Consider the following 21,839-nt stretch of genomic DNA (forward strand, 5'->3'; position numbering starts at 1 on the left):
CCTAAAGTAAAATCGACTTTTATTTTTGAGAAAAGGGAATGTATGTTTAGATTGTTGAGTTATTGCAGTGTGGCTGTGGCAGGTTTGATCTTAGTGGGGTGTGCGCACACGGCGAGCCGTGGGGAGTTAAGCCAGTTCCAACAAGCCTATTACGCCAAAAACCACCAGCAAGCCGACCAAGTGTCTAAGAGTGCTTTGGCTGAAGACAAGAAACAAAAAGACACGCCCTTGTGGAATTTAGAAAGTGGGGTAAATGCTTTCATGATGGATCAGTATAGAGCGTCTCTAGACACTCTAGACAAGGCGAACAAGACCTTTGACACGAACTTTAAAGCTATGGAAAAGGGCATTGATAAAGTCGGGGCAGCCACTTATGGTTCGGCGATGAATGTCCCCTATGAAGGCCACATGTATGAATGGACCTTAACCAACTACTACATGGCTCTGGATTATGCGTTCTTAGGCAATAAACAAGACGCAAGGGTGGAGTTTAACCGCACCATCGACAGAGAGCGCCGCATTAAGGATGCCTACAATAAAGAGTTGGCGAAAGCCGAGGCAGAGTTTCAAAAAGCCAAACAAAAAAACGCCTCTATGGCAGACAAAATGGTTGCTGGCATGTCAAGTTTGGATGGAGAGCTTAAAAGCCGTTTTTCGAATTTAGAGCGCTTTAGTGCTTATAACGGTTTTATCAATCCGCTTGTCAATTATGTGGGTGGTCTGTTCTTTGCCAACAATGGGGACAATAGCAAGGCCATTGACGAATTAAAAGAGGTCTATGGGGTGAGCCATAACAAAATCGTGGGCGAGGATTTGAAAAACCTCATGCACCACAGCCGTGAAAAATACACATGGGTGATTGTGGAAGATGGCATGCAACCCACTTTAAAAGAATATAAAATCCCCTCACTCAACTTTGCCCTCCCCACCATCCAAGACGGGCGATCTTTCCACAACAGCTTTAAAATCGTAGAAAATGGCAAGAGTGAAAACATGGGCGTGTTGTCTAACTTTGCCATCATCTTCCAAAAGGAATACCAAGCCACCCTCCCCGCCATTAAAAACAGAGCCATCGCTTCGGCGATCTTAAAAACAGGCACAGAAGTGGCTCTTAATCAAGGCGGGGCTGCTGTGGGCGGGGCTACAGGAGCGGCGATGCAAGTGGGTAGTTGGTTTATGCATGCAGCAAATAAAGCCAGCACTGCCGCCGACACTCGAAGCTCTAACATCTTCCCTAGCATGGTCTATTTAGGGCGCGTGGATAACAAAAGCCACAAATTCAGTATCCAGATTGACAACTTGCATAGAGACTTTAGCTTTGTGCCCTGTAATGGCAAAGCCCCCGCCTCCGGGCAAGTTTGCAGCGACACAAACAACATTATCTTTGTCCGCAGTTTCCCCTCTGATTTGAATGTGAAACCCCTTTCTCTCTAGGCCTTAAAGTTTAAGGCAGCGGCAAACAACGCCGCCCCCTCGCTTGTTAAGACTAAATTAGAGGGGCTAAAAACCTCTCTGTCTTTAAAAAGCTTTCTTTCGCTTTGGCTAAAGCCCCCTTCAGGCCCGATGATGACCCCCTTTTGAGGCTCTAGGCCCTGCGCGTGCCCGCCCAAGTCTAAAACCCCAGCTTGGGGGTAAAGCTCTAGCGCGCTTGTTAAATCTTTAAGCACCTCTAAGTGCATTAAATCGCTGCGCCCGCTCTGCTCGCAAGAGGCGATGATGATCCGCTCTAATCTTTCTAGTTTGCTTGTGTCCAACTGCTCGTTTCTTTGGCTAAACTGCGCCATAAAAAAGCTAATTTTTGCCACCCCCATTTGGTTTAAATAGGGCAGGACTTTTTCTATATTCTTGGTGTGGATCACCGCCCAAATTAAGTGCGTGGTTTGTGTGGGGCTGACAGGCTTTGCCTGCACGCGCACCAGCTCTAATTTTGCGCTGTGTTTTTGCACGCTTAGAGGTTTGTAAAAATATAAATTGCTGTCTTTTAAATTGCGTAAGGCGAGTTGCTCTGTGGCCTTTGTGCGGCGGCTTAAATAAACGTGTGTGTAGGTCTTATCCTCTAGGCTTAAAATGGGTGCGCCGGCTTGGGGGTGATAAACAAAACGCATTAAAGAAACAAAGCAAGGCACAAGAGCAAGTTTAGTCCATACAAGCCCTTACACCATGTAATGTAGGCAAGCATCAAAGACTCTTTGGTGCGAGCAATTTTGAGCTTACGCACCCGCCACACTTCGCCCCCACACACCATACCCAGCACAAGCCCCATCAACCCCACTTTCCAAGAGAAGTTAAAGTGTTGCATCGCCCACAAAAACACCCCGCTAAAAAAGGCCATCGCCCCCCACATGAACACCATGGGCATCATCAAATAGAGTTTTTTATTTAAAGAGGCGTGGTTTTTTACCAGCCACAAAAAAGCTAAATTCACACAAAAGAGCACGGGACCCAGAGCCATTAAAAAAACATGAAACTTAAGCGCACTCTGCCACGCCAACTCCATCATTGCCGTTTAGCAAAGGTGATGGAATACACCTCGTTTCGCAACTTAAAGAGCGGGTCTTTGGGCGCTTCTACCCCGCTAGGCAACATGGCAGGCATAAAGACTTCGCCATCGCACCCATGCCCGCTGTAACTTTCTACTTTAAGTTGCCCGACCTTGATCTCCTCGTGTTTGCCATGCCATAACTTGGTCGTGTCGTTTATGGGGTCGTTTTTATGTGCCAACTCTAAGACCATGTCATAGACAATGGGGGCTTTAGCGACCTTTTCTTGAAAGTCTTTTTCCAAAAACTCATCGCCCATGCGCTTGAGCTGGGCATTGGTGAGGTTATGCACCCCTTCCACAGGGATGAAGCTAAAGCGGGCGGGCAAAAAGCGTTGAGTCTTTTTGTCTTTGAAATAAAAAGTGTGCGTGGAGTAGTAGCGGGTGTTGGCCACGCTTTTGGTAACACCGACACTTTGCATGTAGTGGGCGAAGTTTCTAAAACTCTGTACTTCTTGCGTGACCCTCTTAATTTTTTCTCGATCCACATGCCCGTTTTTAGGGATTCGAATCTCTAAAAACCGCCCAAACTCTTCTGCGTTTTTGGCAAAGTTAATGGGGGCGTTTGTCATCACCATCACCCAAGCGTCCCTGCCAAACCTTAGTGCCATGCCCCTTGATTTAGATTTGTCACTGGCATGCAAGTTGCCCCCGCCTAGTGAATAGCGCACCTCTGCGGGGATGCTTTGTTTATCTAAAAGCGGGATGTCTAGCTGTGCTGTAACTTTCGCATCGGGCACAAACACCCCCGCCGCACAAAAGCCCTTAGCGTGGTTGATTTTCTTATGCGGGTCTTTTGCATCGCCATTTAGCTGATAAAACAAGTCGGCGATCTTTTGCGCATCATAGACCTCTTTAGCGTGGGTCAAAGAGAGCAAAACCAAAGGCAACAACAACGAGCAGGCAAATTTAGGCATCACACCCCTTCCTAAAAATTATAGACATAGTTGGCATATAAATCGATCACCCGCCTAAAAGAGTAGGTGTCAGTTTGGCTCGTTGAGCTGTTTGTATAAAAAGGCGTGTTGATGGCAGGGACTCTAAAGCCCACTTCTACGCCATTATGCGCCCCGAAATTTGCCCGCACCCCAAAGTTAAACATCCACTGCACAAAAGTGGGGGAGTAATTGATGTTAGACATGCCAATCGAATCTTTTAAATAAAAATGATTAAGACTCACACAATCGCCGTCTTTCACCATTGTTTGGCACACGCCATTGGCCTTGCCCGCCCCCAAAGCCCAGCTAGCCCCCCCTACGGCCATGCCCATAAAGGCCCCGATCTCGACTCCCTTGTTGTAAAAGAAGGTCCAGAGCGCATCGATGCCCACACCATAAAAAAAGTTACCCACGGGCCCTTGTGTGGGGTATCTGTACCCTGTTTTTTGAGAAAAGCCCCCACCCTGCAAACTGATGAGCCCATAGTAGCGCACGCCCCAGTGTCTTTTTTTGCCAAAGAATTGTTTATAGCCCCCCACAAAATCCACCCCGCCCATGTTGGCAGAAAAGGGACTTGTCGAAGTCCAATTAGGGGTGCGAGTCGCCCGAGACCCCGCTGCGTGGGCGTAATCCACCCCCGCTTGCACATACCAACCATCCTTAGCCGCCTCTAAGGGTAAGCAACCCACCAAAGCCCCCAAACCCACTATTTGACAAACTACTCTCTTAAGCAAGCAAACCCCTTTCTTGTAAGATAAAAGGGCATTTTAGCAAAATTTAGCCCTATCGGCTCTAGGTTTGCCCAACTTAAAGCGCTCTGCCCTTAAAGGCGCAACCTATTTACAATCTCCCTCAAGCTTAACAATTCTCTTTTCCAAATCTTGGAGTTTATGCTCGCACGCCTCTAGTCTTGCGTCTGCGGGGGTTGTAACAGGCTCTTTAGGCGCGCTTGGCGTGTCTTCTTTGCCCTTAAATAAACTCAAGCACACGCCCCCACCCAACACGCCTAGCACAATATAAAGGCTCAAAGTCGGGCCTATGTCTAGTCCAAAACCAAAAAGGTGCTTGGTCGCGCCCAAAATGAGCTTTAAGCTGATGAACGCCAACACCACAATCACGCTTTTTTCTAGATAAACCAAATGCCCCTTTAGCACCTCAAGCACAAAATACAAACTCCTAAGCCCTAAAATGGCAAACATCATCGCGCTGTAAATGATCAAGGGCTCTTTACTCACCGCAATCACGGCCGGCACGCTATCAAAGGCAAACATGACATCGCTTAACTCAATCACCGCCAAACACAAAAATAAAGGCGTGGCAACCAGCCTTGCCTTAGCAAAGGCGCTTTGGTGGTGCAACTCGCTCGCCTCTTGCCCCTTTAAATTGCGCTCCAAACCGCTTAGTTGCTCTTTTTTGATAAAAAAATCATGCCCGACTAATTTAGGGTAGACGGGGAAAAACTTATACACCAAGCGGTAGGCTAAATGTTTGGAGTAGTCCTCTTCATCCTCGCCTTCTTCTTTTTCTTGGTTTTTCACCATCACCACACAGCTATAACCCACCAACAAGCCAAAGACGATTTCCACATAACCCGACAAGTGCAAAAGGCCACTGCCCACCAGCACAAAGATGAGCCTAAAGACAATCGCCCCGATGATGCCATAATAGAGCACCCGATGGCGGTAAATCTCAGGCACTTTAAACCACGCAAAAATCGCCATCATCACAAAGAGATTATCCACAGACAAAGCTTTTTCGAGCACATAGCCCGTTAAAAAAAGCGACATGCTCGTTGCGCCGTCATGCCAGTAGAGGTAGCCCGCAAAGAGCAAAGCCGTACCCACCCAAAAGAGCGACCAACCTATGGCACTTTTTAGCCCCATCACAGAATCGTGGCTGTGCGCCTTAAAGTCGATGAAAAGAGCTAGGGCCATAAAGAGCAAAAAGACGATTAAATCCAAGCCCATTTACGCCCCCTGCGCATCCAAAAAGGCGTGGTCGCTAAAGCTGTTGGCGTGCAAATTGCAAAAGGCGTTTTTGAGCGAAGTAAATAGTGTGGGATTCGTGCGCTCCATTTCCTTTAAAAAATTCTTGGTGGCTAGCCTGGCGATGGGGGGCTTGTCCGAGTCGGGCTGTTTAGCCGGGCAGTTACAATCAGGGGCGGTGGGGATGTTTTGGGATTTGACAAAGTCGATGGTTTGGCGCTCTCTGATATGGATGAGCGGGCGGATCACAAACAGCCCATTTTCTGCCTTGTAAATGGGGGGCATGCTGCGTAGGCTCCCATTATAAGTGAAGTTCATAAAAAAGCTTTCTACGGCATCGTCTAAGTGGTGGGCGATGGCGAGCTTATTAAAGCCATTTTCTAAAGCGTGGTTGTAAAGCACGCCACGGCGCATGCGCGAGCAGAAACTGCAATATGAGCTTTGCTCCCGTCTCTTTTCCCTGATGGTTTTGGCAATGTTGGTGTGTAAAATCTCATAGGGGATGTTTTGCTCTGCGCACAGCTTAGTGAGCCACGCCAAATCTTCGTTTAGCCCATAATGCACGGTGGCGGCCTTGAAGCTAAATTTAAAAGGGGCGTGCGCTTGCATGCGCGCCAAAATGCACGAGAGCAGGATCGAATCCTTGCCCCCACTAAGCCCGACTAGAACTTTATCGCCCTCACCAATGAGGTTATAAGCGGCGTTTGTACGCCCCACGACATTTAAGATTTTTTTACTGATTTCATACATGTTTGTCCCTAGCAATGGTTTGCACCGCAAAAATATGGGGCAAGAAAGGGGCATTATAGCACAAAACGACACACTTACCCATCTTTACAGCCTTGCCAAAAGTTAAGATTAATGAAATTATGCTTTAATACTTTGTTTATCTTTGTAATGGAGCTAGCAGTGGGCGTAGAGAGTGTCGCTGAACATCCTTACTTTGGGGTGTTTGTTTTATTGGTTTTTAGCTTTTTGGTGTTTAATTGGACCTTGCGGATACAGCGATTCATTAGCCGAAAGCTCGCGCGCAAGCAAAATGAAAAACTCAAACTTGCCGCCTATGAGTGCGGACCACTCGCCCTAAAGCAACAAAACCGCGTGAGCCACCAATTCTATGTCATGGCAGTGCTTTTTATTCTCTTTGATGTGGAGATTGTTTTTATGTTCCCCTGGGCTTTGGATTTTAAAGAATTGGGCTTTTTTGGCTTTTTTGAAATGCTAAGTTTTATTGGCTTGCTTGTGGTGGGCTTTGTGTATGCCCTAAAGAAAGGAGCGTTAGAATGGCACAGCATGCAGTGAGTTATTTAAAAAATGGGGGGTTACCCATTGCCTTAACAACTTTAGATCGCTTGCTAAATTGGGGGCGTAGCAATTCGCTTTGGCCTCTCACTTATGGGCTGGCGTGCTGTGCGATTGAAATGATGGCAACGGGGGGCTCGCGCTTTGACTTTGACAGGTTTGGCACGATTTTTAGGGCATCGCCTAGACAATCAGATGTGATGATCATCGCGGGCACTCTTACCAAAAAGCACGCCGAATTCACGCGCCGCCTTTACGATCAAATGCCCGAACCTAAATGGGTGATCTCGATGGGCTCTTGTGCAAACACGGGGGGGATGTTTAACACTTACGCCACTGTGCAGGGGGTCGATCGGGTGATCCCTGTGGATATTTACTTGCCCGGGTGCGCGCCCCGCCCTGAAACCTTGCAATACGCCTTAATGGTGTTACAAGATAAAATCCGCCGCCAAAAAGCCCTGCCCGAAAACAACCAAAAACGCTTGATCTAAAGGCTTAACATGGTTAGAAAACAACGCCCTAATGCCAATGTCCAAAAGCAAGTCCATTACTCCGATCGCTTTTATGTCGTGCCCGCCACGCCCAAAGCCCCCATTGTGGGCTCGCCCTATGAGGTGATTTTCAACCACATCAGCTATTACCACAAGGTGTTAGAAAGCTTCATTGAGCTAGGCAGCGCGGTGTTTGTCATTGAGGTTAGCGAGGTGGCACAAGTGGCCGAAAGGCTAAAGAATTTGGGCTATGAAACTTTGAGCGAAATGAGCGCGATCGACTTTTTAGAAAAAAGAGGGGAGTTTGAGCTGTTTTATCAATTTTTATCCTACTTGCCCGGGTATGCCAATAAACGGCGCGTGCGCTTAAAAGCCGTGCTTAAACAAGCAGAAAACCCCCCCACCTTAAGCCATTTATACCGCTCGGCTCTGTGGAGTGAGAGAGAGGCTTACGACATGTTTGGGATCGTCTTTGAGGGGCACACCCACTTAAAACGCATTTTAATGCCCGATGACTGGGTAGGCCACCCGCTATTAAAATCCTATCCGCTCAAAGGCGATGAGCATGCCGCGTGGTATGAAGTGGATAAGATTTTTGGCAAAGAGTATCGAGAAATCATAGGGCCAGAGCAAAGGGATAGCGCAAGGGTGGATGACAAAGACACCTTTAACTTCTCTAAGGTCGGGCATGAGCAGGCTAAGGGCTTGCCCTTAGAGGACAAGGCGGGCAAATACAGCTTTGAAAAATCCCTCTTTGTCAAGGATTTACACAGCCAAGAGCCCACAGAGCTAAAGGATCGCCCCTAATGGCACAGATTTTTACCAAACTCAAACCGCAATTTGAAAATGTCCTCTTTGAGCGCGATGATAAACAAATGGTGATTAACTTTGGCCCCCAACACCCCTCTTCACACGGGCAACTGCGTCTGATTTTAGAGCTAGAGGGGGAGAAGATCACCAAAGCCACGCCAGAGATTGGCTACTTGCATCGGGGTTGTGAAAAGCTGGGCGAGAACATGACCTATAATGAATACATGCCCACCACTGATAGGCTGGATTACACCTCCTCCACGAGCAATAATTACGCTTTCGCCCACGCGGTGGAGACCTTGCTAGGTGTTACAATCCCTAGACGCGCGCAGGTGATCCGCACGCTTTTGTTGGAATTAAACCGCGTGATCTCCCATGTCTTTTTCTTGAGCGTGCATGCGCTGGATGTGGGCGCGATGTCGGTGTTTTTGTATTGCTTTAAAACCCGCGAGTATGGGCTGGACTTGATGGAGGATTATTGCGGGGCGCGGCTCACCCACAACGCCATTAGAATCGGGGGCGTGCCTTTAGATTTGCCCCCTAATTGGCTAGAGGGGCTAAAAGCCTTCATTAAAGAAGTAAGAGAGATGCATAAACTCATCAGCGGGTTGCTTGATAGCAATCGCATTTGGAAAGCCCGCTTAGAGAATGTGGGCACGATCACAAAGGAGCAGGCCAAATCGTGGGGGGCAAGTGGGATCATGCTAAGGGGCACGGGCATCGCCTATGATGTGCGCAAAGAAGAGCCTTATGAGCTTTACCCTGAGCTAGATTTTGATATTCCTGTGGGCAATCACGGGGATAGCTACGATCGCTACCAGCTCTATATGCTAGAAATCTTAGAGTCTTTACGTATTTTAGAGCAGTTAATGCCCATGCACGCTCCCACAGACCCTAGCATTATGGCACACGCTCCGCAGTATTTTAGCGCGCCCAAAGAAGATATTATGACCCAAAACTACGCTTTAATGCAACATTTTGTGTTGGTGACTCAAGGCATGCGCCCCCCACAAGGCGAGGTTTATGCTCCCACCGAGTCGCCTAAGGGCGAGCTGGGCTTTTTTATCCACTCAGAGGGCGAGCCCTACCCTTATCGCTTAAAAATCCGTGCCCCTAGCTTTTTTCATATAGGTTCTATGCAGGATATTTTAGTGGGGCAGTATTTGGCAGACGCTGTAACCATCATCGGTTCGAGCAACGCGGTTTTTGGGGAGGTGGATCGATGAAGCGTTTTGATTTGCGGCATTTAAGAGACGAGCCAAATAGTGTAGTGTTAGAGCGCATGGGGGCGATTTTAGATGAGAGTGTGCGCCCCGGGGAGGTGGTGATCTTCATGTTTGAGGTGGTGGATTTTGACATTGTGGAACAGAGCGCAGAGGCGATCAAAGAGAGGGGGGATGTTTTGATGAACTCTTTGCGTTTTAATCGGGTGGATTGGACTTTAGTGGTGAAAAGGGCTAATGCATGCCAAGCATAGAAATTGACGGGCAACAAGTGGAGTTTAGCGAGGGGCAGACCATTTTAGAAGCAGCGCGTAGCGCTGGCGTATATATCCCTGCCATTTGCTATTTGAGCGGGTGTGCGCCCACGGTGGCTTGTAAAATGTGTATGGTTGAGGTGGAGGGCAAAAGGGTTTATGCCTGCAACACCAAACCCAAAGCCAATACCAAAGTCGCCACAATGACCCCTGCGCTCATTGCAGAACGGCAGATGATCATGCAAACCTACGATGTCAATCACCCCTTAGAGTGTGGGGTGTGCGATAAAAGCGGGGAGTGTGAATTGCAGGACATGACCCATAGGACCTTAGTCGATCGCCAACCCTTTAGCGTGCGCGACAATTTAAAGCCCTTTGCCTTTTGGGCCCAGGCCTCCTATGATCCGAATTTATGCATCATGTGCGAGCGCTGTGTCACGACTTGCAGCGACAACATCGGGGATAGCAATTTAAAGGCAAGCAAGGCGGCTTTACACGCCCCTGACAAATTCAAAGAGAGCATGCCTAAAGACCCCTTTAGCGTGTGGAGTCGCAAACAAAAGGGCATGATCGCCTTTGTGGGCGAAACGCCTTGTTTTGATTGCGGGGAGTGCATCGCTGTTTGCCCTGTGGGCGCGATTGTCTATAAGGACTTTAGCTACAAGGCAAACGCATGGGAGCTCAAACACATTGACTCGACTTGCACGCATTGTGCGGCGGGGTGCTTATTAGATTATCAGGTGCGCCACTTTGACACTTTGGGCGAAGAGCAACGCATTTTTAGAGTCGGCAATGACTTTTACCACAACCCCATCTGTGGAGCGGGGCGTTTTGCCTTTGATCTGCACGCCTCTAGGAGGGGGAGCACAAATATAGAGCAAGCGGTGCAAAAGCTCAAAGAGGCAAAGGCGGTGTATGTCGGGGGGGATTTAACCAATGAAGAGGCTTATTTGTTAGAACAAATGCGTAGCATTTGCGGCTTCAAACTCCATAACAGCAAACTCCACGCCTTCCAAGAGTTTTTAGGTGTCTTTAACCCTAAATGGCACGATTTAGCTGATTTAAAAAAATCTAGCTGTGTGCTAAGTCTAGGATCGCGTCTTAAAAATGAAAACCCCTTACTCAAATACGCTCTAGCCAATGCGCTCAAAGTGAATAAGGGCACAAGTTTGATTTACGCCCACCCGCTAGAAGATAGCGCGCTGGAGAAAATCTGCCGTAGCGTAGTGCCTGTGTGCCACGCAGTAGGAGCGGAGGAGATCATCTTAGGGGCATTTTTAATGGCTTTGGGGGTTGATAGCCCGAGTTTGCAGAGTTTAAAAGATAGCCAAATCACTCAAGAGCCCGAGCCTAAGCCTACCCAAGAAGCCCCCCAAACAAGCACAAAACCAGCCCCCGTCAACGAAGATCAAGAGCATGCCTGTGGCATAGAGGAGGCTGAAACCAAGCCCGAATCAAAACCCCCCGTGTATGCAATGCTTGAAAACGCCAAATTAGACAGCCCCACTTACGAGAAAATCAAGGGTTTAATAGAAAAAGCCCCGAGTGTGGCTCTTCTAATCGGTCCAGAGATTTACACCCACCCCAAAGCTAAAAATATCGCTTTAATGTTGCAAGAGGCAAGCAGTCTAGAGAAATTAAAAATCTTTTTAATCCCCCCAAGTGCGAATGCTTTAGGCATTGTCTCCATTTGTCAGCTAGAAAAAGACAACAAGGCTAGCCCTAGTGTGGGCGTGCGCGCTAAAGGGGATTTTGTGCTAGATAGCGATTGTGTGGATGAGAGCGGGCAGGCGCAAAATGCGGTGGATTTTATTTTACCCAGCTTTAATCAAGTAGAGGCGACTATGACAAACCTAGAGGGGCGGCTCTTGCCTTTGCGCCCCGCCCTTGCTTATGAGGGGTTGGACTTAGCCGATGTCGCTCAACACTTTGGATTGTATGGGGAGAGCCTCATTGAATACACCCATCTACTGCCCCAAGAAAAGGGCTTTTTGGGCGTGGCTTATGATGATTTGACAAATTTTTATGCCAATGACAAGAGCAACCACAGGGGTTATAAACTCAAAAGCACCCCAAGCCAAAGCACCGAGGCTAGCCAACCCATCAGCCCCCTAGAGAGTGTCAGCGAGTTTAACGCCTATTTGCAATTTGCCGAAACGCAATTTAACACCCACACGCTCAAGAGCCAAAACCTGCAACTCAAAGAGGGCATTTACACCTCTAAAGAACATTTAGAGAGTTTGGGGCTAGAAGAGGGGGCGACAATTAGCCTAAGTAAAGAGGGGCGCACGCTCACGGGCAGAATTTACATCGATCACAGCCTAAAAAAGGGCGTGTTTATGGTAAGCCCTAGCCTCGATCAAGCGCAAGTCTTTACCAGCCCCTTTGAAAGCTTAGAGTGGGAGCGCGCATGAGTGCTGAGATCATAGAAACCTTAATTAAAATCTTAGTGGTGGTTTTAGTTTTTGCTGGTTTGGGGGCGTTTGGGACTTATTTAGAGCGCAAGGTATTAGCCTACTTCCAGCGCCGATTAGGTCCGACCTATGTTGGTCCTTTTGGGCTCTTGCAAGTGATCGCCGATGCGATCAAGCTTTTCACTAAAGAAGACATCATCCCACAGCACGCCAACCGCTTGATTTTCTCCATCGCCCCGGTGATCGCTATGGTGAGCGCGTTTGTGAGCATGGCACCCATTCCTTTCTTTGGCGATTTTCAAATCTTTGGGCACACGATCAAACCCATCATCTCAGACATCAATGTCGGGTTATTGTTCTTTTTGGCGGTGGGCTCAGCTAGCATTTACGCCCCCCTTTTAGCCGGGTTAGCCTCTAATAGCAAGTATTCACTCATTGGGGCGGCGCGCGCGACTATACAGCTTTTAAGCTTTGAAGTGGTGAGCACCTTAACGATCTTAGCCCCGATCATGGTTGTAGGCTCTCTGTCCTTAGTGGAGATCAACCACTACCAAGAGGGCGGGATGTTGCACTGGCTCGTGTTTAAACAGCCCCTAGCTTTCTTTTTATTCTTGATCTCTAGTTATGCCGAGCTTAACCGCACGCCCTTTGACCTCTTAGAGCATGAAGCCGAGATTGTCGCCGGGTTTTGCACGGAGTATAGCGGGCTTAGATGGGGGATGTTTTTCTTAGCCGAATACGCCCACTTGTTTGCCTTCTGTTTTGTGATCTCTTTAATTTTCTTTGGGGGTTACAATGCGTGGGGCTTTATCCCGGGAGGGATTGCCATTTTAATTAAGGTCTGTTTCTTTGTGTTCTTGTCCATGTGGGCGCGCGCGACCTTCCCCCATGTGCGCCCCGATCAGCTCATGCGCATGTGCTGGAAGATCATGCTGCCCTTAGCCCTGCTTAATATCCTAGTTACTGGGCTTATCATTTTACTTTAGGAGGCACAATGGGAAAACAAAATTACAAATGGTTAGACCCAAGCGAGCCTAGCAGTGGGGCTAGCAAATTCTTAGACACGCTCAAAACCAGCTTTGGATTAGAGTTGTTTAAGGGTTTGGGGCTCACCATTAAAGAGTTTTTTAGCAAAGAGGTTACCATCCACTACCCTATGGAGGTCTTGCCTCTAAGCCCGCGCTATCGCGCCGTGCATCACCTCCAAAGACTTTTAGAATCCGGATCGGAGCGTTGCATTGGGTGCGGGCTGTGCGAAAAGATTTGCACGAGTAATTGTATTCGAATCATCACGCATAAGGGCGAGGATGAGCGCAAATACATAGACAGCTACACCATCAATTTAGGGCGTTGCATTTATTGCGGGCTGTGCGCGGAGGTGTGCCCCGAGCTTGCCATCGTGATGGGGCAACGCTTTGAAAATAGCAGCGTGCAACGCTCCCAATTTGGAGGCAAGGCCGAGTTTCTAACCGACATACAAAGCGCAAAGGATCATAGCCATGTCGAGTTTGCCGGCTTTGGCGCGCCCAGCGACAACGCCAGCGATCGCCTGCAACAAACGCCCCTAGATTACGCACTCCAAGACGAGAAGCAAGAAGAAGTTAAGGAAGCACAAAAGGAGAAAGACAATGTTTGAAACCATTGCCTTTTATTTCTTTGCCGTGCTCACTCTTGGCATGGCGTTGGTGGTGGTTACGACCACCAATGTTTTATACGCCATGACTTCTCTAGCCGCGACGATGGTCTTTGTGTCCGCCTTTTTCTTTCTCTTGGACGCGCAGTTTCTGGGCGTGGTGCAAATTTTGGTCTATGTAGGCGCGGTGGTGGTGATGTATGCCTTTGGGATGATGTTTTTTAACGCCTCAGCAGAGGTGATCGAGCGCGCCCACACCCCCCAAATAGCGGTGGCTTTAGCCCTTCTTTTGGCGGTGGCTTTAGTGGTGTTTTTAGGCGCGCCCTTTATCTCTCATTACGCCCATAATTTGCAAGAGAGCTTAAACCCCGATTTCAACACCTCTAACACCAAGTTGATTGGGTATGTGCTTTTCACTAAATACCTTTTTGCCTTTGAGGTGGGGGCGTTCATGCTTTTAGTCGCTTTAGTGGGGGCGATTGCCAGCGCGCTTAAAAAAACCCCCACAAAGGAGAGTTGATGGTTAGCCTCGCGCATTATTTGGTCTTTGCTTGCTTGCTCTTTAGCATCGGTTTGTTTGGCATGCTCAGGCGCAAGAATATTTTAATGCTCTTTTTCTCCACAGAGATCATGCTCAACGCCATTAATGTCGCCTTTGTGGCGATCGCCCACTCTTTAAAAAACATTGATGGGCAGATTTTTGCGCTCTTTATGATCGGGGTGGCGGCCTCTGAAGTGGCGGTGGGCTTAGGGCTTGTGATCTTGTGGCAACGCAAACACAAAAGCCTAGACATCGACACCCTAGCGCGCATGAGAGGTTAATATGCAAGCAGGCATGTGTGCGCCTTTGGCGCTAGAAGCGGTCTTGTTTTTGCCCTTAATTGGGGCTATCTATGCGGGCTTTTGGGGAGCAAGCTCAAAGAGTTTGCATGTAGGCGTGCTCAATTCGAGTCTCTTAGGGCTTGCTTTTCTTTGCGCCTTGTATCTCTTAAATTTGAGCCTACACCACCAAAGCGTGCAAGCCACCCTCTTTGATTGGATGGTCTTGGGGGGCTTTAGTGTGGGCTTTTCTTTTGGGGTCGATCCCATCAGCGCGGTGATGATTGTGGTCGTTACGCTCGTGTCTTTCTTGGTGCATGTTTATTCGATCGGTTACATGCACGAGGATAAGGGCTATAACCGCTATTTTAGCTACCTCTCTGGCTTTGTCTTTTCTATGCTTGTCTTGGTGCTGAGTGATAATTTCTTGGGGCTGTTTGTGGGCTGGGAGGGTGTGGGGCTGTGCTCCTATTTACTCATTGGGTTTTGGTATCAAAAGGAGAGTGCGAATAACGCCTCCATTGAAGCCTTTGTGATGAATCGCATCGCCGATTTGGGGATGCTCATGGGGATTTTGCTGGTGTATTGGACCTTTGGCTCGGTGCAATACTCGGTCGTCTTTGCCAACATTGCCACCACAAATCCACATGTTTTATTTTACATCGGGCTCTTGCTCTTTGTGGGGGCGGTGGGCAAGAGTGCGCAATTCCCTTTGCACACTTGGCTAGCCAACGCGATGGAGGGTCCCACACCTGTATCCGCGCTCATCCACGCCGCGACTATGGTTACCGCTGGGGTGTATCTAGTGATTAGAGCGCACCCCTTATACAGCGCACTGCCTGAGTTAGGTTATGCCATCGCCTGCTTGGGGGCGTTTGTGGCGTTGTTTGGGGCAAGCATGGCATTGGTCAATCAAGATTTAAAACGCATCGTGGCTTACTCCACCCTCTCACAACTGGGCTATATGTTTGTGGGCGCGGGGCTTGGGGCTTACTGGATCGCGCTTTTCCACCTTTTCACCCACGCCTTTTTTAAAGCCCTGTTGTTCTTGGGCGCGGGCAATGTCATGCACGCCATGCACGATGAGCTCAACATCACCAAAATGGGTAACTTGTATAAACCTATGAAAACCACGGCGATTTTAATGGGGCTAGCCTCGCTTGCCCTCTGCGGGCTCTATCCCTTTGCCGGCTTTTTCTCTAAGGACAAAATCCTAGAAGTCGCCTTTGCTACCGGGCACCATGGGTTATTTTTGGCTCTACTCATTGGCGCGCTCTTTACGGCGTTTTATAGCTTTAGGCTCTTAATGTTGGTGTTCTTTGCCCCCAAAGCGCACAACATCGAGCACCCCCACGAAGCCCCAAGTTTCATGCTTTGGGCGATGTTGCCCCTAGCGATTTTAGCCGTGGTTGCCGGGTTCTTTGAGCACAGCTTTTTTCATTTTGTCTCAAAGGCGATCAGTGTGCCCTCTTTTGCCGATTACCCCGTGCCTAAAATGCTCTTGTTAGCCCTCACCACGATCGGGGTTTTGTTCTCTATTGCTTACGGCGTGCAAAAATACAAAAAGGGCTTTGGCAACACAGAGGGCGGGTTTTTCTACCGCCTGCTTTTAAATCAATATTACATCCCCGCTCTTTATGCCAAAATCAGTCGGGTTTTCTTATGCCTTGCCTTTTGGATATGGCGTAAAATTGAGGTGCGTACACTCGATGCCTTCATAGATGCCATCGCGAAAATCCCCGCTCTACTCGGGCAGATGCTAACCCCCATGCAAAGTGGGAATTTGAGCAGCGCGCTAAGATGGATGGCTTTTGGGGTGGTGGCGGTTATTCTTGTAACAATGTTAAGTTTTTGGAGTTGATGGAGTTAATATGGATGCACTTTTGCCGCACCACTTTTTAAGTGTGTTGATCTTCTTGCCTATTTTGGCATGCTTGCCCCTTTTTGGCTTAAGCGAAAAGCACGCAAAGCCCTATGGGGTCTTGGTAACGGCCCTTGAGCTCGCCCTTGTGGTTGGGCTTTGGGTGTTCTTTGACAAGGACACGGGGTTGATGCAATTTGAAGAGTTTGCCGACATTGTCAAACAAGCGGGCATCAACTACCATGTGGGTGTAGATGGGATCTCTCTTATTTTATTGGTGCTGACTGCTTTTATCCTCTTTTTACTCGCTTTATATGTCAGCAAGCACATCAAGGACATGTTGATTTGTATTTTGCTCTTGGAGGGGATTTTAATGGGGGTTTTCACTTCCTTAAATCTCATTTTCTTTTATGTTTTTTGGGAGGCCTCGCTCTTGCCCGTGCTCTATATGATTGGGCGTTATGGCGTGGGTCCTAGGATCTACTCCGGGCTAAAATTTTTCCTTTACACTTTCTTGGCTTCGCTTTTTATGCTCCTAGCGATCCTTTATTATGCCCATGCGTGCAGCCTAGCCCTAAACACACCCTTTAACTTCGATTTAGAAACCTTTAACAGTGTAGTGTTGCTCCCTAAAGAACGCCTTTGGGTGTTCATTGCCTTCTTTGTCGGCATCGCCGTTAAAATCCCCATTTTTCCTTTTCACAACTGGTTGCCCCACGCCTATGGCAATGCTCCCATCATCGGCTCGGCGGTGCTCTCCGCCCTGCTTTTAAAAATGGGGACTTACGCGATGGTGCGCTTCTTGCTCCCCCTTTTTCCTAATGTCATCTTGCACTACTTCTTGCCCTTAAGCGTGCTGGCCCTTTTAATGGTGCTTTATGGTGCGCTTCTAGCCTGCGCACAAAAAGAGATGAAACGCCTCATCGCTTATAGCTCGATGTCACACATGGGCGTGGCGGTGTTGGGGTTGTATGCCTTCAATGTCGAGGGGGTGGGAGGGGCCATCTTTACCATGTTTTCGCACGGGCTGGTGAGCGCGGGGCTGTTTATGCTCGTAGGGATGCTCTTTGATCGGTGCAATTCTAGCAAGATTGTCGCCTTTAGGGGTGTGGCGCACTCGATGCCCACTTATGCGGCGTTTTTCATGGTGCTGCTGCTAGCCAATGTGGGCATGCCCTTAACAAGCGGCTTTGTGGGCGAGTTTTTAAGTTTATTAGGCTTTTTTCAAAGCTCCCCAACCATGGCATTTTTAGCCGGCACGACCATCATTTTATCCGCCATTTACATGTTAGTCATGTACAAGAAAGTCTTCTTTGGGGCGCAACCACAAGGCGCGCTTACGCTTAAAAAAGCCAAAGCCCTAAGCCCTTTAACTTGTAGTGAAAAAAGTGTTTTGGCCCTTTTGGTCGCGGCGGTGTTGTTTTTGGGGATTTACCCCAAACCGCTTTTATCGCCCATTGAGCAAAGCGTGCAAATCCTATTAGAAAACCTACAAGGGCGCATCAATGCCTAAGGAACAAAAATGAATCCGCTGATCTCTTCTCTTATGCCCGAGCTGGACTTACAAACTTTAATGCCCCTATTTATGAGCGTGGGGGGCGGGATTTTCTTATTGCTTTTAAATGTGGGGCGGGGCTTTTCTAAGTCTTTAAGCGTGGCGATCGCCGGGTTAATCCTTGCCTTTAGTGTTCTGTGGATTGCCTTTTACAACCCCCCCACAGACAGCATAGGCGACTTTCTCACAGACGGAGCATCCTTAAGCGGGCAACTTTTCATCGCTTTAGCAAGCTTACTCTTATTGCTCCTAGCTTTAAGCAAAGAGAAGTTTAGCGAGTTTGAGACCCCCGAGTTCTACCCTCTTTACCTCTTTATGATGGCAGGTTTCCTCCTCATGGTTTCTACCGACCATCTGCTATTGATTTTACTAGGGCTAGAGAGCGCGTCTTTGGCCATGTGTGTTCTCATGGCAATCAACCATAAAAGCACGGGGATAGAGGCGGCGATCAAATACTTCACCATGAGCGTTTTAGCGGGGGTGTTTTTTGTGCTGGGGGTGGCTTTGCTCTATTTGCTCACGGGGCATTTGGACTTAAGCGCGGTGGGCGATGGCTTAAGAAGTGTGTTTTTCCACCACGAGCCCAAGGTTTTACCTCTCTTTTTTATCGCCCTGGCGTGTATGCTGGGGGCTTTGGGCTTTAAAGTGTCTTTAGTGCCCTTCCACACTTGGATGCCAGACATTTACGAGGGCAACAGCCCCGTTTTTGCAGGTTTTATCTCCATTGTGCCTAAAATGGCGGGGTTGGTGGTGATCTTAAGGGTGCTTTATGCCTTTATGAACACCGAGTCTTTTGCCATTGAAAACCTTTACACCGCTTTAATTGCGCTCACCATTACGATCCCCAATGCCATGGCACTCTTGCAAAAAGATGTCAAGCGCATGATGGCTTACAGCTCGATCTCGCACACGGGCTTTGCTTTGGCGTGTGTACTTCAAGGGGCCGGGGCGTTGTTTAGCTACTGGCTTTTATTTTTAATCACCAACATTGGGGCGTTTGCGATTTTGTGGATCATCACCAATCAAGAAGATGCCCGCCAAGATGGCTACGCCTACCCTTATGAACGATTCAATGGGCTGATCCAAACCAAACCCCTTTTAGCCATCTTGAGCGCCATTTTTCTTTGCTCGCTGGCGGGCATCCCCCCTTTTTCGATGTTTTGGGGCAAGGTTTTGGTCTTAGAGCAAGTGATTGGCCAGCATCAAGTGTTTTTACCCATTGTGATGGTCTTAAACAGCGCGGTGAGCGCGGTTTATTACTTGCGCTTGCTTGTGGCGATGTTCTTTAAAGCCCCAAGTGCCAACCCCCCCATAGCTGCCAATGCCACTCCAGCCCTCTATGCTGTCAGTACAGCGATGGCGTTTTTATGCGCCTTTTCTGTCTTTGTGTTGCAGTTTTATTTAAACTCTAACCAAGCTTGATGCTGCGCCTTTTTAGTCTGCTGTTGGCCTTTTTTCCCTTTTTAAGCGCCCTAGATTTGAGCGTGACTAATGGGAGGGAAAAAAACACCAATTTTGCAACCCTGACGCTCACCAATGACAAACCCTTTGCTTGTGATTTCATGAAATACCCCCAAGAAGAGGTCATCTGCACCATCAACTCCACCCCCAAAGTCGGCTTCATGCCCTTTAAGACAGAGTTTTTTGAAGTGTCCTATACAATGAAAAATTTTATTTTCTATTTACACATCAAACCCAAATTCCAAGAAGCGTTGTTTGCACTCCCCTTTGATTACAAGCAGAGCATCCCGATTCAAAAACTCCAACTTAAAGCCTCTAAAGTGTGGCAGGTGGTGGGCTTTCGCGACAAAATCCCCTTTCTAACACCCAAAGACCCCGCCGCCCCTAGCAACATAGGCTTAAACTTTCCCATTCTCATCAAGGGAGCGCAAACCCCCTATATCCAAGAGCTGGGTGTGGATAACAAGCCCCTGACCTATTCTAAAGGCCAAGACCTAGAAGAGTATTTGGCCTTAAAACAGCTCATGAAAAGCGGCAACTACATAGAAGCCCTAGATGCGATCAGCCGTATTTTTAGACTCCACCCCAAGAGCATTTTTAATAAAGATTTATACTTTTATGAGATTGTCGCCTTAAACAAGCTCAAAAAAAAGCAAGAATTAACAATCCAAGTCGCCACACAATGGCTCAAGCTCTACCCCTCAGACTCCCAAGTCCCCTATGTGCTCTACATGCTGGGCGACACTTATAGCCAAATCGACTACACCGCCCAAGCCACAGAGGTCTATGATCGCATCATCAACGAATACCCCGACAACCGCTACGCTCCCCTAGCCCGCATGCACCTAGCCGAGCAAGCCGCCAATGGCGGGGATCGCTCCGGCGCGCTCACCCTCTTTCAAAAGGCTTACAGCACAGCCAAAGACATGGAAAGTGCGAGCCAAATCGCCTTTAACTGGGGGGTTTTTGATTTAGCCAATGGGGGCAAAAACGCCGCTTTGATTTTAAATAAAATCATCTATGGCAACCCCGAGTATTTGATGAAAAACCCCATCAAATCCTATGATTTGCTCATCGCCTTAAAAACCCACGCCATATTCGACACGGCCATTAAAATCGCCACTTTGCTTTCCCATCAAAATAGCGACACCAATATCCAAGAAAAATCCGCTTTTGAGCTGGGGTTGCTTTATGCTAAGAACAACCAGCCCAACGAAGCCCACTTTGCAAATTTAGAATACCTAGACAACTACACAAACATGGTTCATATCACCTTAGTCAAGGCCAGAGACGAACAAGTCTTGTTTGCCATGCACGGGGATTATCAAGAAAAGCTAAACCGCTACAACCAAATTTTAAAAGACTATCCTAAAACCTCCAAAGAGTACCAAAAAGCCCTAGAATATAAAGCCGAATTGTTTGTAGAGCGCCGCTATTATTCGCAGGTGCTCGATCTAGATCTTCCTAAAGACTCGCCTGCCATGCAAGAAGCCCTAGTCCAACAAGGCCGCAAAGCCTTAAGAGAAGCCGACTGCAAAAGCTTTAACACCTACTTAGTGCGCATGCAAAAAGTCGATCCCCATGCCTTTGACAATGAGGAGCAAATCCAAGCCTTTGATTGTTTGTATGAAAGTGCCCTCTATGACAAGGCGGGCATTTTTTCTAGCAGTGCTTTAAAGGGCAAGCCTATCGATAGACTCGCATGGCTTTACAGACAGGGGCGCAACCTCTACGCTTTAAACGATTTTTCTAACTCTTTGCTCGCATCTAAAGACGCGATGGCCTTAGCAAATCTTGCCAAACAACCCAAATATGACGACATCGCTTTCACCGTGTTTTTAGATTATATGAAAACCAACAACCCCGAGGAAGCCTTTAAAATTTACCAAAAGTTGCAAGAAAAGTTTAAAGACGATGAGCGCATGATCGAGGTCTATGCCTTGCTTTTACAGAGCGAACAGCGGGGCAAGAACAACCCCACAACCTTAGAAGTCTATGCCAAAAGCCTCATGGCCTTGCAAAAACGCTATGAAAACGACAGCTACACCCCCTACGCCCAAAACCAGCTCATCAGTGCCCTAAGTCGGGAGGGTAAAATTGAGGAAGCCTTAAAACAAAGCAATGCGCTGCTGGCCCTAAAACTTGAGCCCAAAGAGCGCCAACATGCCCTTTACAACAAGGCAACTTTGTTGCGCCAAAGGGATGATAAAGAGGGAGCTAAAAAGGCTTTTCAAGCTTGTATAGCCATCAAACACCCCTCAGCTTGGAGAGATTTATGCCAACAGGCTCTAGATTTATTTAAACCCTAGTACGCTACAATCTGCGGGTTTTTATTAAAACAGAGAGCCACACGTGCAATTTTCCTTAGATTCTAGACAAATTGGCTTAGATCACCCGCCCTTAGTGGTGGCTAAAGTGGGGATCAACCGCTTCTTTAGCCGTGCGCTTAAGCGCGATGGCGCAACTCTCTGAGGCTTTCTCCGGTGTGCTCGTGGGTCTGAGTGATCACACCCTGAATAACGCCCCCGATCTCTTCTTTGGGACCAACATCGCT

21 protein-coding genes are annotated in these 21,839 nt (G+C 48.2%); 15 read left to right on the forward strand and 6 right to left on the reverse strand.

The features are described from left to right. The first annotated feature begins 42 nt into the window (after positions 1-42). Positions 43-1,434 (forward strand): COG3014 family protein, encoded by a 1,392-nt coding sequence (locus HAL07_RS03775; RefSeq protein WP_082355822.1) that lies wholly within the window; start codon positions 43-45, stop codon positions 1,432-1,434. Here HAL07_RS03775 and HAL07_RS03780 read toward each other — a convergent pair. From HAL07_RS03780 to HAL07_RS03805, 6 genes are all read right to left on the reverse strand, one after another. Then, complete coding sequence (locus HAL07_RS03780) at positions 1,431-2,105, reverse strand: 16S rRNA (uracil(1498)-N(3))-methyltransferase (RefSeq protein WP_053945290.1); 675 nt, start codon at positions 2,103-2,105, stop codon at positions 1,431-1,433. The two genes, HAL07_RS03775 and HAL07_RS03780, sit on opposite strands and share 4 nt — an antisense overlap. After that, a complete protein-coding gene (locus tag HAL07_RS03785; RefSeq protein WP_238374482.1) occupies positions 2,105-2,497 on the reverse strand; it encodes a hypothetical protein in 393 nt (130 codons plus the stop codon). The genes HAL07_RS03780 and HAL07_RS03785 overlap by 1 nt, the downstream gene beginning before the upstream one ends. Further along, complete coding sequence (locus tag HAL07_RS03790; RefSeq protein ID WP_053945167.1) at positions 2,497-3,456, reverse strand: catalase; 960 nt, start codon at positions 3,454-3,456, stop codon at positions 2,497-2,499. The genes HAL07_RS03785 and HAL07_RS03790 overlap by 1 nt, the downstream gene beginning before the upstream one ends. Before the next feature lie 11 nt (positions 3,457-3,467). Next, positions 3,468-4,211 (reverse strand): outer membrane protein, encoded by a 744-nt coding sequence (locus tag HAL07_RS03795; protein ID WP_053945168.1) that lies wholly within the window; start codon positions 4,209-4,211, stop codon positions 3,468-3,470. Between the two features lie 102 nt (positions 4,212-4,313). Further along, complete coding sequence (locus tag HAL07_RS03800; protein ID WP_053945169.1) at positions 4,314-5,444, reverse strand: TerC/Alx family metal homeostasis membrane protein; 1,131 nt, start codon at positions 5,442-5,444, stop codon at positions 4,314-4,316. Next, the gene (locus tag HAL07_RS03805; protein WP_053940614.1) at positions 5,445-6,212 is read right to left on the reverse strand and encodes a PP-loop family protein; all 768 of its coding nucleotides are present in this window, start codon (positions 6,210-6,212) and stop codon (positions 5,445-5,447) included. A 147-nt stretch (positions 6,213-6,359) separates the two neighbouring features. Between HAL07_RS03805 and HAL07_RS03810 the strand changes: the two genes are divergently transcribed. Genes HAL07_RS03810 through HAL07_RS03875 form a run of 14 tightly spaced genes read left to right on the forward strand, consistent with a single transcriptional unit; the run spans position 6,360 to position 21,594 of the window. After that, a complete protein-coding gene (locus HAL07_RS03810; RefSeq protein WP_053940636.1) occupies positions 6,360-6,764 on the forward strand; it encodes an NAD(P)H-quinone oxidoreductase subunit 3 in 405 nt (134 codons plus the stop codon). Then, positions 6,746-7,255 (forward strand): NuoB/complex I 20 kDa subunit family protein, encoded by a 510-nt coding sequence (locus tag HAL07_RS03815; RefSeq protein WP_053940615.1) that lies wholly within the window; start codon positions 6,746-6,748, stop codon positions 7,253-7,255. The genes HAL07_RS03810 and HAL07_RS03815 overlap by 19 nt, the downstream gene beginning before the upstream one ends. A 9-nt stretch (positions 7,256-7,264) precedes the next feature. Beyond that, positions 7,265-8,062 (forward strand): NADH-quinone oxidoreductase subunit C, encoded by a 798-nt coding sequence (locus HAL07_RS03820; protein ID WP_053945170.1) that lies wholly within the window; start codon positions 7,265-7,267, stop codon positions 8,060-8,062. Further along, a complete protein-coding gene (gene nuoD / locus HAL07_RS03825; protein ID WP_053945171.1) occupies positions 8,062-9,291 on the forward strand; it encodes an NADH dehydrogenase (quinone) subunit D in 1,230 nt (409 codons plus the stop codon). The genes HAL07_RS03820 and nuoD overlap by 1 nt, the downstream gene beginning before the upstream one ends. Continuing rightward, positions 9,288-9,542 carry an NADH-ubiquinone oxidoreductase subunit E family protein gene (locus tag HAL07_RS03830; protein ID WP_053940618.1) on the forward strand — a complete coding sequence of 85 codons (255 nt, stop codon included), beginning with the start codon at positions 9,288-9,290 and terminating at the stop codon, positions 9,540-9,542. Before nuoD ends, HAL07_RS03830 begins: the two co-directional genes overlap by 4 nt. Further along, entirely contained in the window at positions 9,530-11,956 is a 2,427-nt protein-coding gene (locus HAL07_RS03835; RefSeq protein ID WP_053945172.1) for an NADH-quinone oxidoreductase subunit G, read from the forward strand. Before HAL07_RS03830 ends, HAL07_RS03835 begins: the two co-directional genes overlap by 13 nt. Then, positions 11,953-12,942, forward strand: a complete 990-nt coding sequence (nuoH, locus tag HAL07_RS03840) for an NADH-quinone oxidoreductase subunit NuoH (protein WP_053945173.1) — start codon at positions 11,953-11,955, stop codon at positions 12,940-12,942. Before HAL07_RS03835 ends, nuoH begins: the two co-directional genes overlap by 4 nt. A gap of 8 nt (positions 12,943-12,950) precedes the next feature. Continuing rightward, entirely contained in the window at positions 12,951-13,592 is a 642-nt protein-coding gene (gene nuoI, locus HAL07_RS03845; protein ID WP_053940620.1) for an NADH-quinone oxidoreductase subunit NuoI, read from the forward strand. Continuing rightward, positions 13,585-14,109, forward strand: coding sequence for an NADH-quinone oxidoreductase subunit J (locus HAL07_RS03850; protein ID WP_053940621.1), 525 nt, complete (start codon positions 13,585-13,587; stop codon positions 14,107-14,109). The genes nuoI and HAL07_RS03850 overlap by 8 nt, the downstream gene beginning before the upstream one ends. After that, positions 14,109-14,411, forward strand: a complete 303-nt coding sequence (gene nuoK, locus HAL07_RS03855; RefSeq protein ID WP_053945174.1) for an NADH-quinone oxidoreductase subunit NuoK — start codon at positions 14,109-14,111, stop codon at positions 14,409-14,411. The genes HAL07_RS03850 and nuoK overlap by 1 nt, the downstream gene beginning before the upstream one ends. A gap of 13 nt (positions 14,412-14,424) precedes the next feature. Beyond that, on the forward strand, positions 14,425-16,269 hold the full coding sequence (gene nuoL / locus HAL07_RS03860) for an NADH-quinone oxidoreductase subunit L (RefSeq protein ID WP_053945292.1): 1,845 nt from the start codon (positions 14,425-14,427) through the stop codon (positions 16,267-16,269). Positions 16,270-16,279: 10 nt separating this feature from the next. Further along, complete coding sequence (locus HAL07_RS03865; RefSeq protein WP_053945175.1) at positions 16,280-17,782, forward strand: complex I subunit 4 family protein; 1,503 nt, start codon at positions 16,280-16,282, stop codon at positions 17,780-17,782. Between the two features lie 9 nt (positions 17,783-17,791). After that, the gene (locus HAL07_RS03870) at positions 17,792-19,246 is read left to right on the forward strand and encodes an NADH-quinone oxidoreductase subunit N (protein ID WP_053945176.1); all 1,455 of its coding nucleotides are present in this window, start codon (positions 17,792-17,794) and stop codon (positions 19,244-19,246) included. After that, positions 19,246-21,594: a tetratricopeptide repeat protein gene (locus tag HAL07_RS03875; RefSeq protein WP_053945177.1), complete on the forward strand. Its 2,349-nt coding sequence runs from the start codon at positions 19,246-19,248 to the stop codon at positions 21,592-21,594. Before HAL07_RS03870 ends, HAL07_RS03875 begins: the two co-directional genes overlap by 1 nt. Positions 21,595-21,839: the final 245 nt, after the last annotated feature.

The organism is Helicobacter ailurogastricus, from assembly GCF_001282945.1.
Classification (GTDB): Bacteria; Campylobacterota; Campylobacteria; order Campylobacterales; family Helicobacteraceae; genus Helicobacter; species Helicobacter ailurogastricus.

Bases quoted from the DNA above. Each gene is read 5' to 3' on its own strand.
- HAL07_RS03775 (WP_082355822.1), top strand. From the start codon at position 43: ATGTTTAGATTGTTGAGTTATTGCAGTGTGGCTGTGGCAGGTTTGATC.
- HAL07_RS03780 (WP_053945290.1), bottom strand. From the start codon at position 2,105: ATGCGTTTTGTTTATCACCCCCAAGCCGGCGCACCCATTTTAAGCCTA.
- HAL07_RS03785 (WP_238374482.1), bottom strand. From the start codon at position 2,497: ATGGAGTTGGCGTGGCAGAGTGCGCTTAAGTTTCATGTTTTTTTAATG.
- HAL07_RS03790 (WP_053945167.1), bottom strand. From the start codon at position 3,456: ATGCCTAAATTTGCCTGCTCGTTGTTGTTGCCTTTGGTTTTGCTCTCT.
- HAL07_RS03800 (WP_053945169.1), bottom strand. From the start codon at position 5,444: ATGGGCTTGGATTTAATCGTCTTTTTGCTCTTTATGGCCCTAGCTCTT.
- HAL07_RS03805 (WP_053940614.1), bottom strand. From the start codon at position 6,212: ATGTATGAAATCAGTAAAAAAATCTTAAATGTCGTGGGGCGTACAAAC.
- HAL07_RS03810 (WP_053940636.1), top strand. From the start codon at position 6,360: ATGGAGCTAGCAGTGGGCGTAGAGAGTGTCGCTGAACATCCTTACTTT.
- HAL07_RS03815 (WP_053940615.1), top strand. From the start codon at position 6,746: ATGGCACAGCATGCAGTGAGTTATTTAAAAAATGGGGGGTTACCCATT.
- HAL07_RS03820 (WP_053945170.1), top strand. From the start codon at position 7,265: ATGGTTAGAAAACAACGCCCTAATGCCAATGTCCAAAAGCAAGTCCAT.
- nuoD (WP_053945171.1), top strand. From the start codon at position 8,062: ATGGCACAGATTTTTACCAAACTCAAACCGCAATTTGAAAATGTCCTC.
- HAL07_RS03830 (WP_053940618.1), top strand. From the start codon at position 9,288: ATGAAGCGTTTTGATTTGCGGCATTTAAGAGACGAGCCAAATAGTGTA.
- HAL07_RS03835 (WP_053945172.1), top strand. From the start codon at position 9,530: ATGCCAAGCATAGAAATTGACGGGCAACAAGTGGAGTTTAGCGAGGGG.
- nuoH (WP_053945173.1), top strand. From the start codon at position 11,953: ATGAGTGCTGAGATCATAGAAACCTTAATTAAAATCTTAGTGGTGGTT.
- nuoI (WP_053940620.1), top strand. From the start codon at position 12,951: ATGGGAAAACAAAATTACAAATGGTTAGACCCAAGCGAGCCTAGCAGT.
- HAL07_RS03850 (WP_053940621.1), top strand. From the start codon at position 13,585: ATGTTTGAAACCATTGCCTTTTATTTCTTTGCCGTGCTCACTCTTGGC.
- nuoK (WP_053945174.1), top strand. From the start codon at position 14,109: ATGGTTAGCCTCGCGCATTATTTGGTCTTTGCTTGCTTGCTCTTTAGC.
- nuoL (WP_053945292.1), top strand. From the start codon at position 14,425: ATGTGTGCGCCTTTGGCGCTAGAAGCGGTCTTGTTTTTGCCCTTAATT.
- HAL07_RS03865 (WP_053945175.1), top strand. From the start codon at position 16,280: ATGGATGCACTTTTGCCGCACCACTTTTTAAGTGTGTTGATCTTCTTG.
- HAL07_RS03870 (WP_053945176.1), top strand. From the start codon at position 17,792: ATGAATCCGCTGATCTCTTCTCTTATGCCCGAGCTGGACTTACAAACT.
- HAL07_RS03875 (WP_053945177.1), top strand. From the start codon at position 19,246: ATGCTGCGCCTTTTTAGTCTGCTGTTGGCCTTTTTTCCCTTTTTAAGC.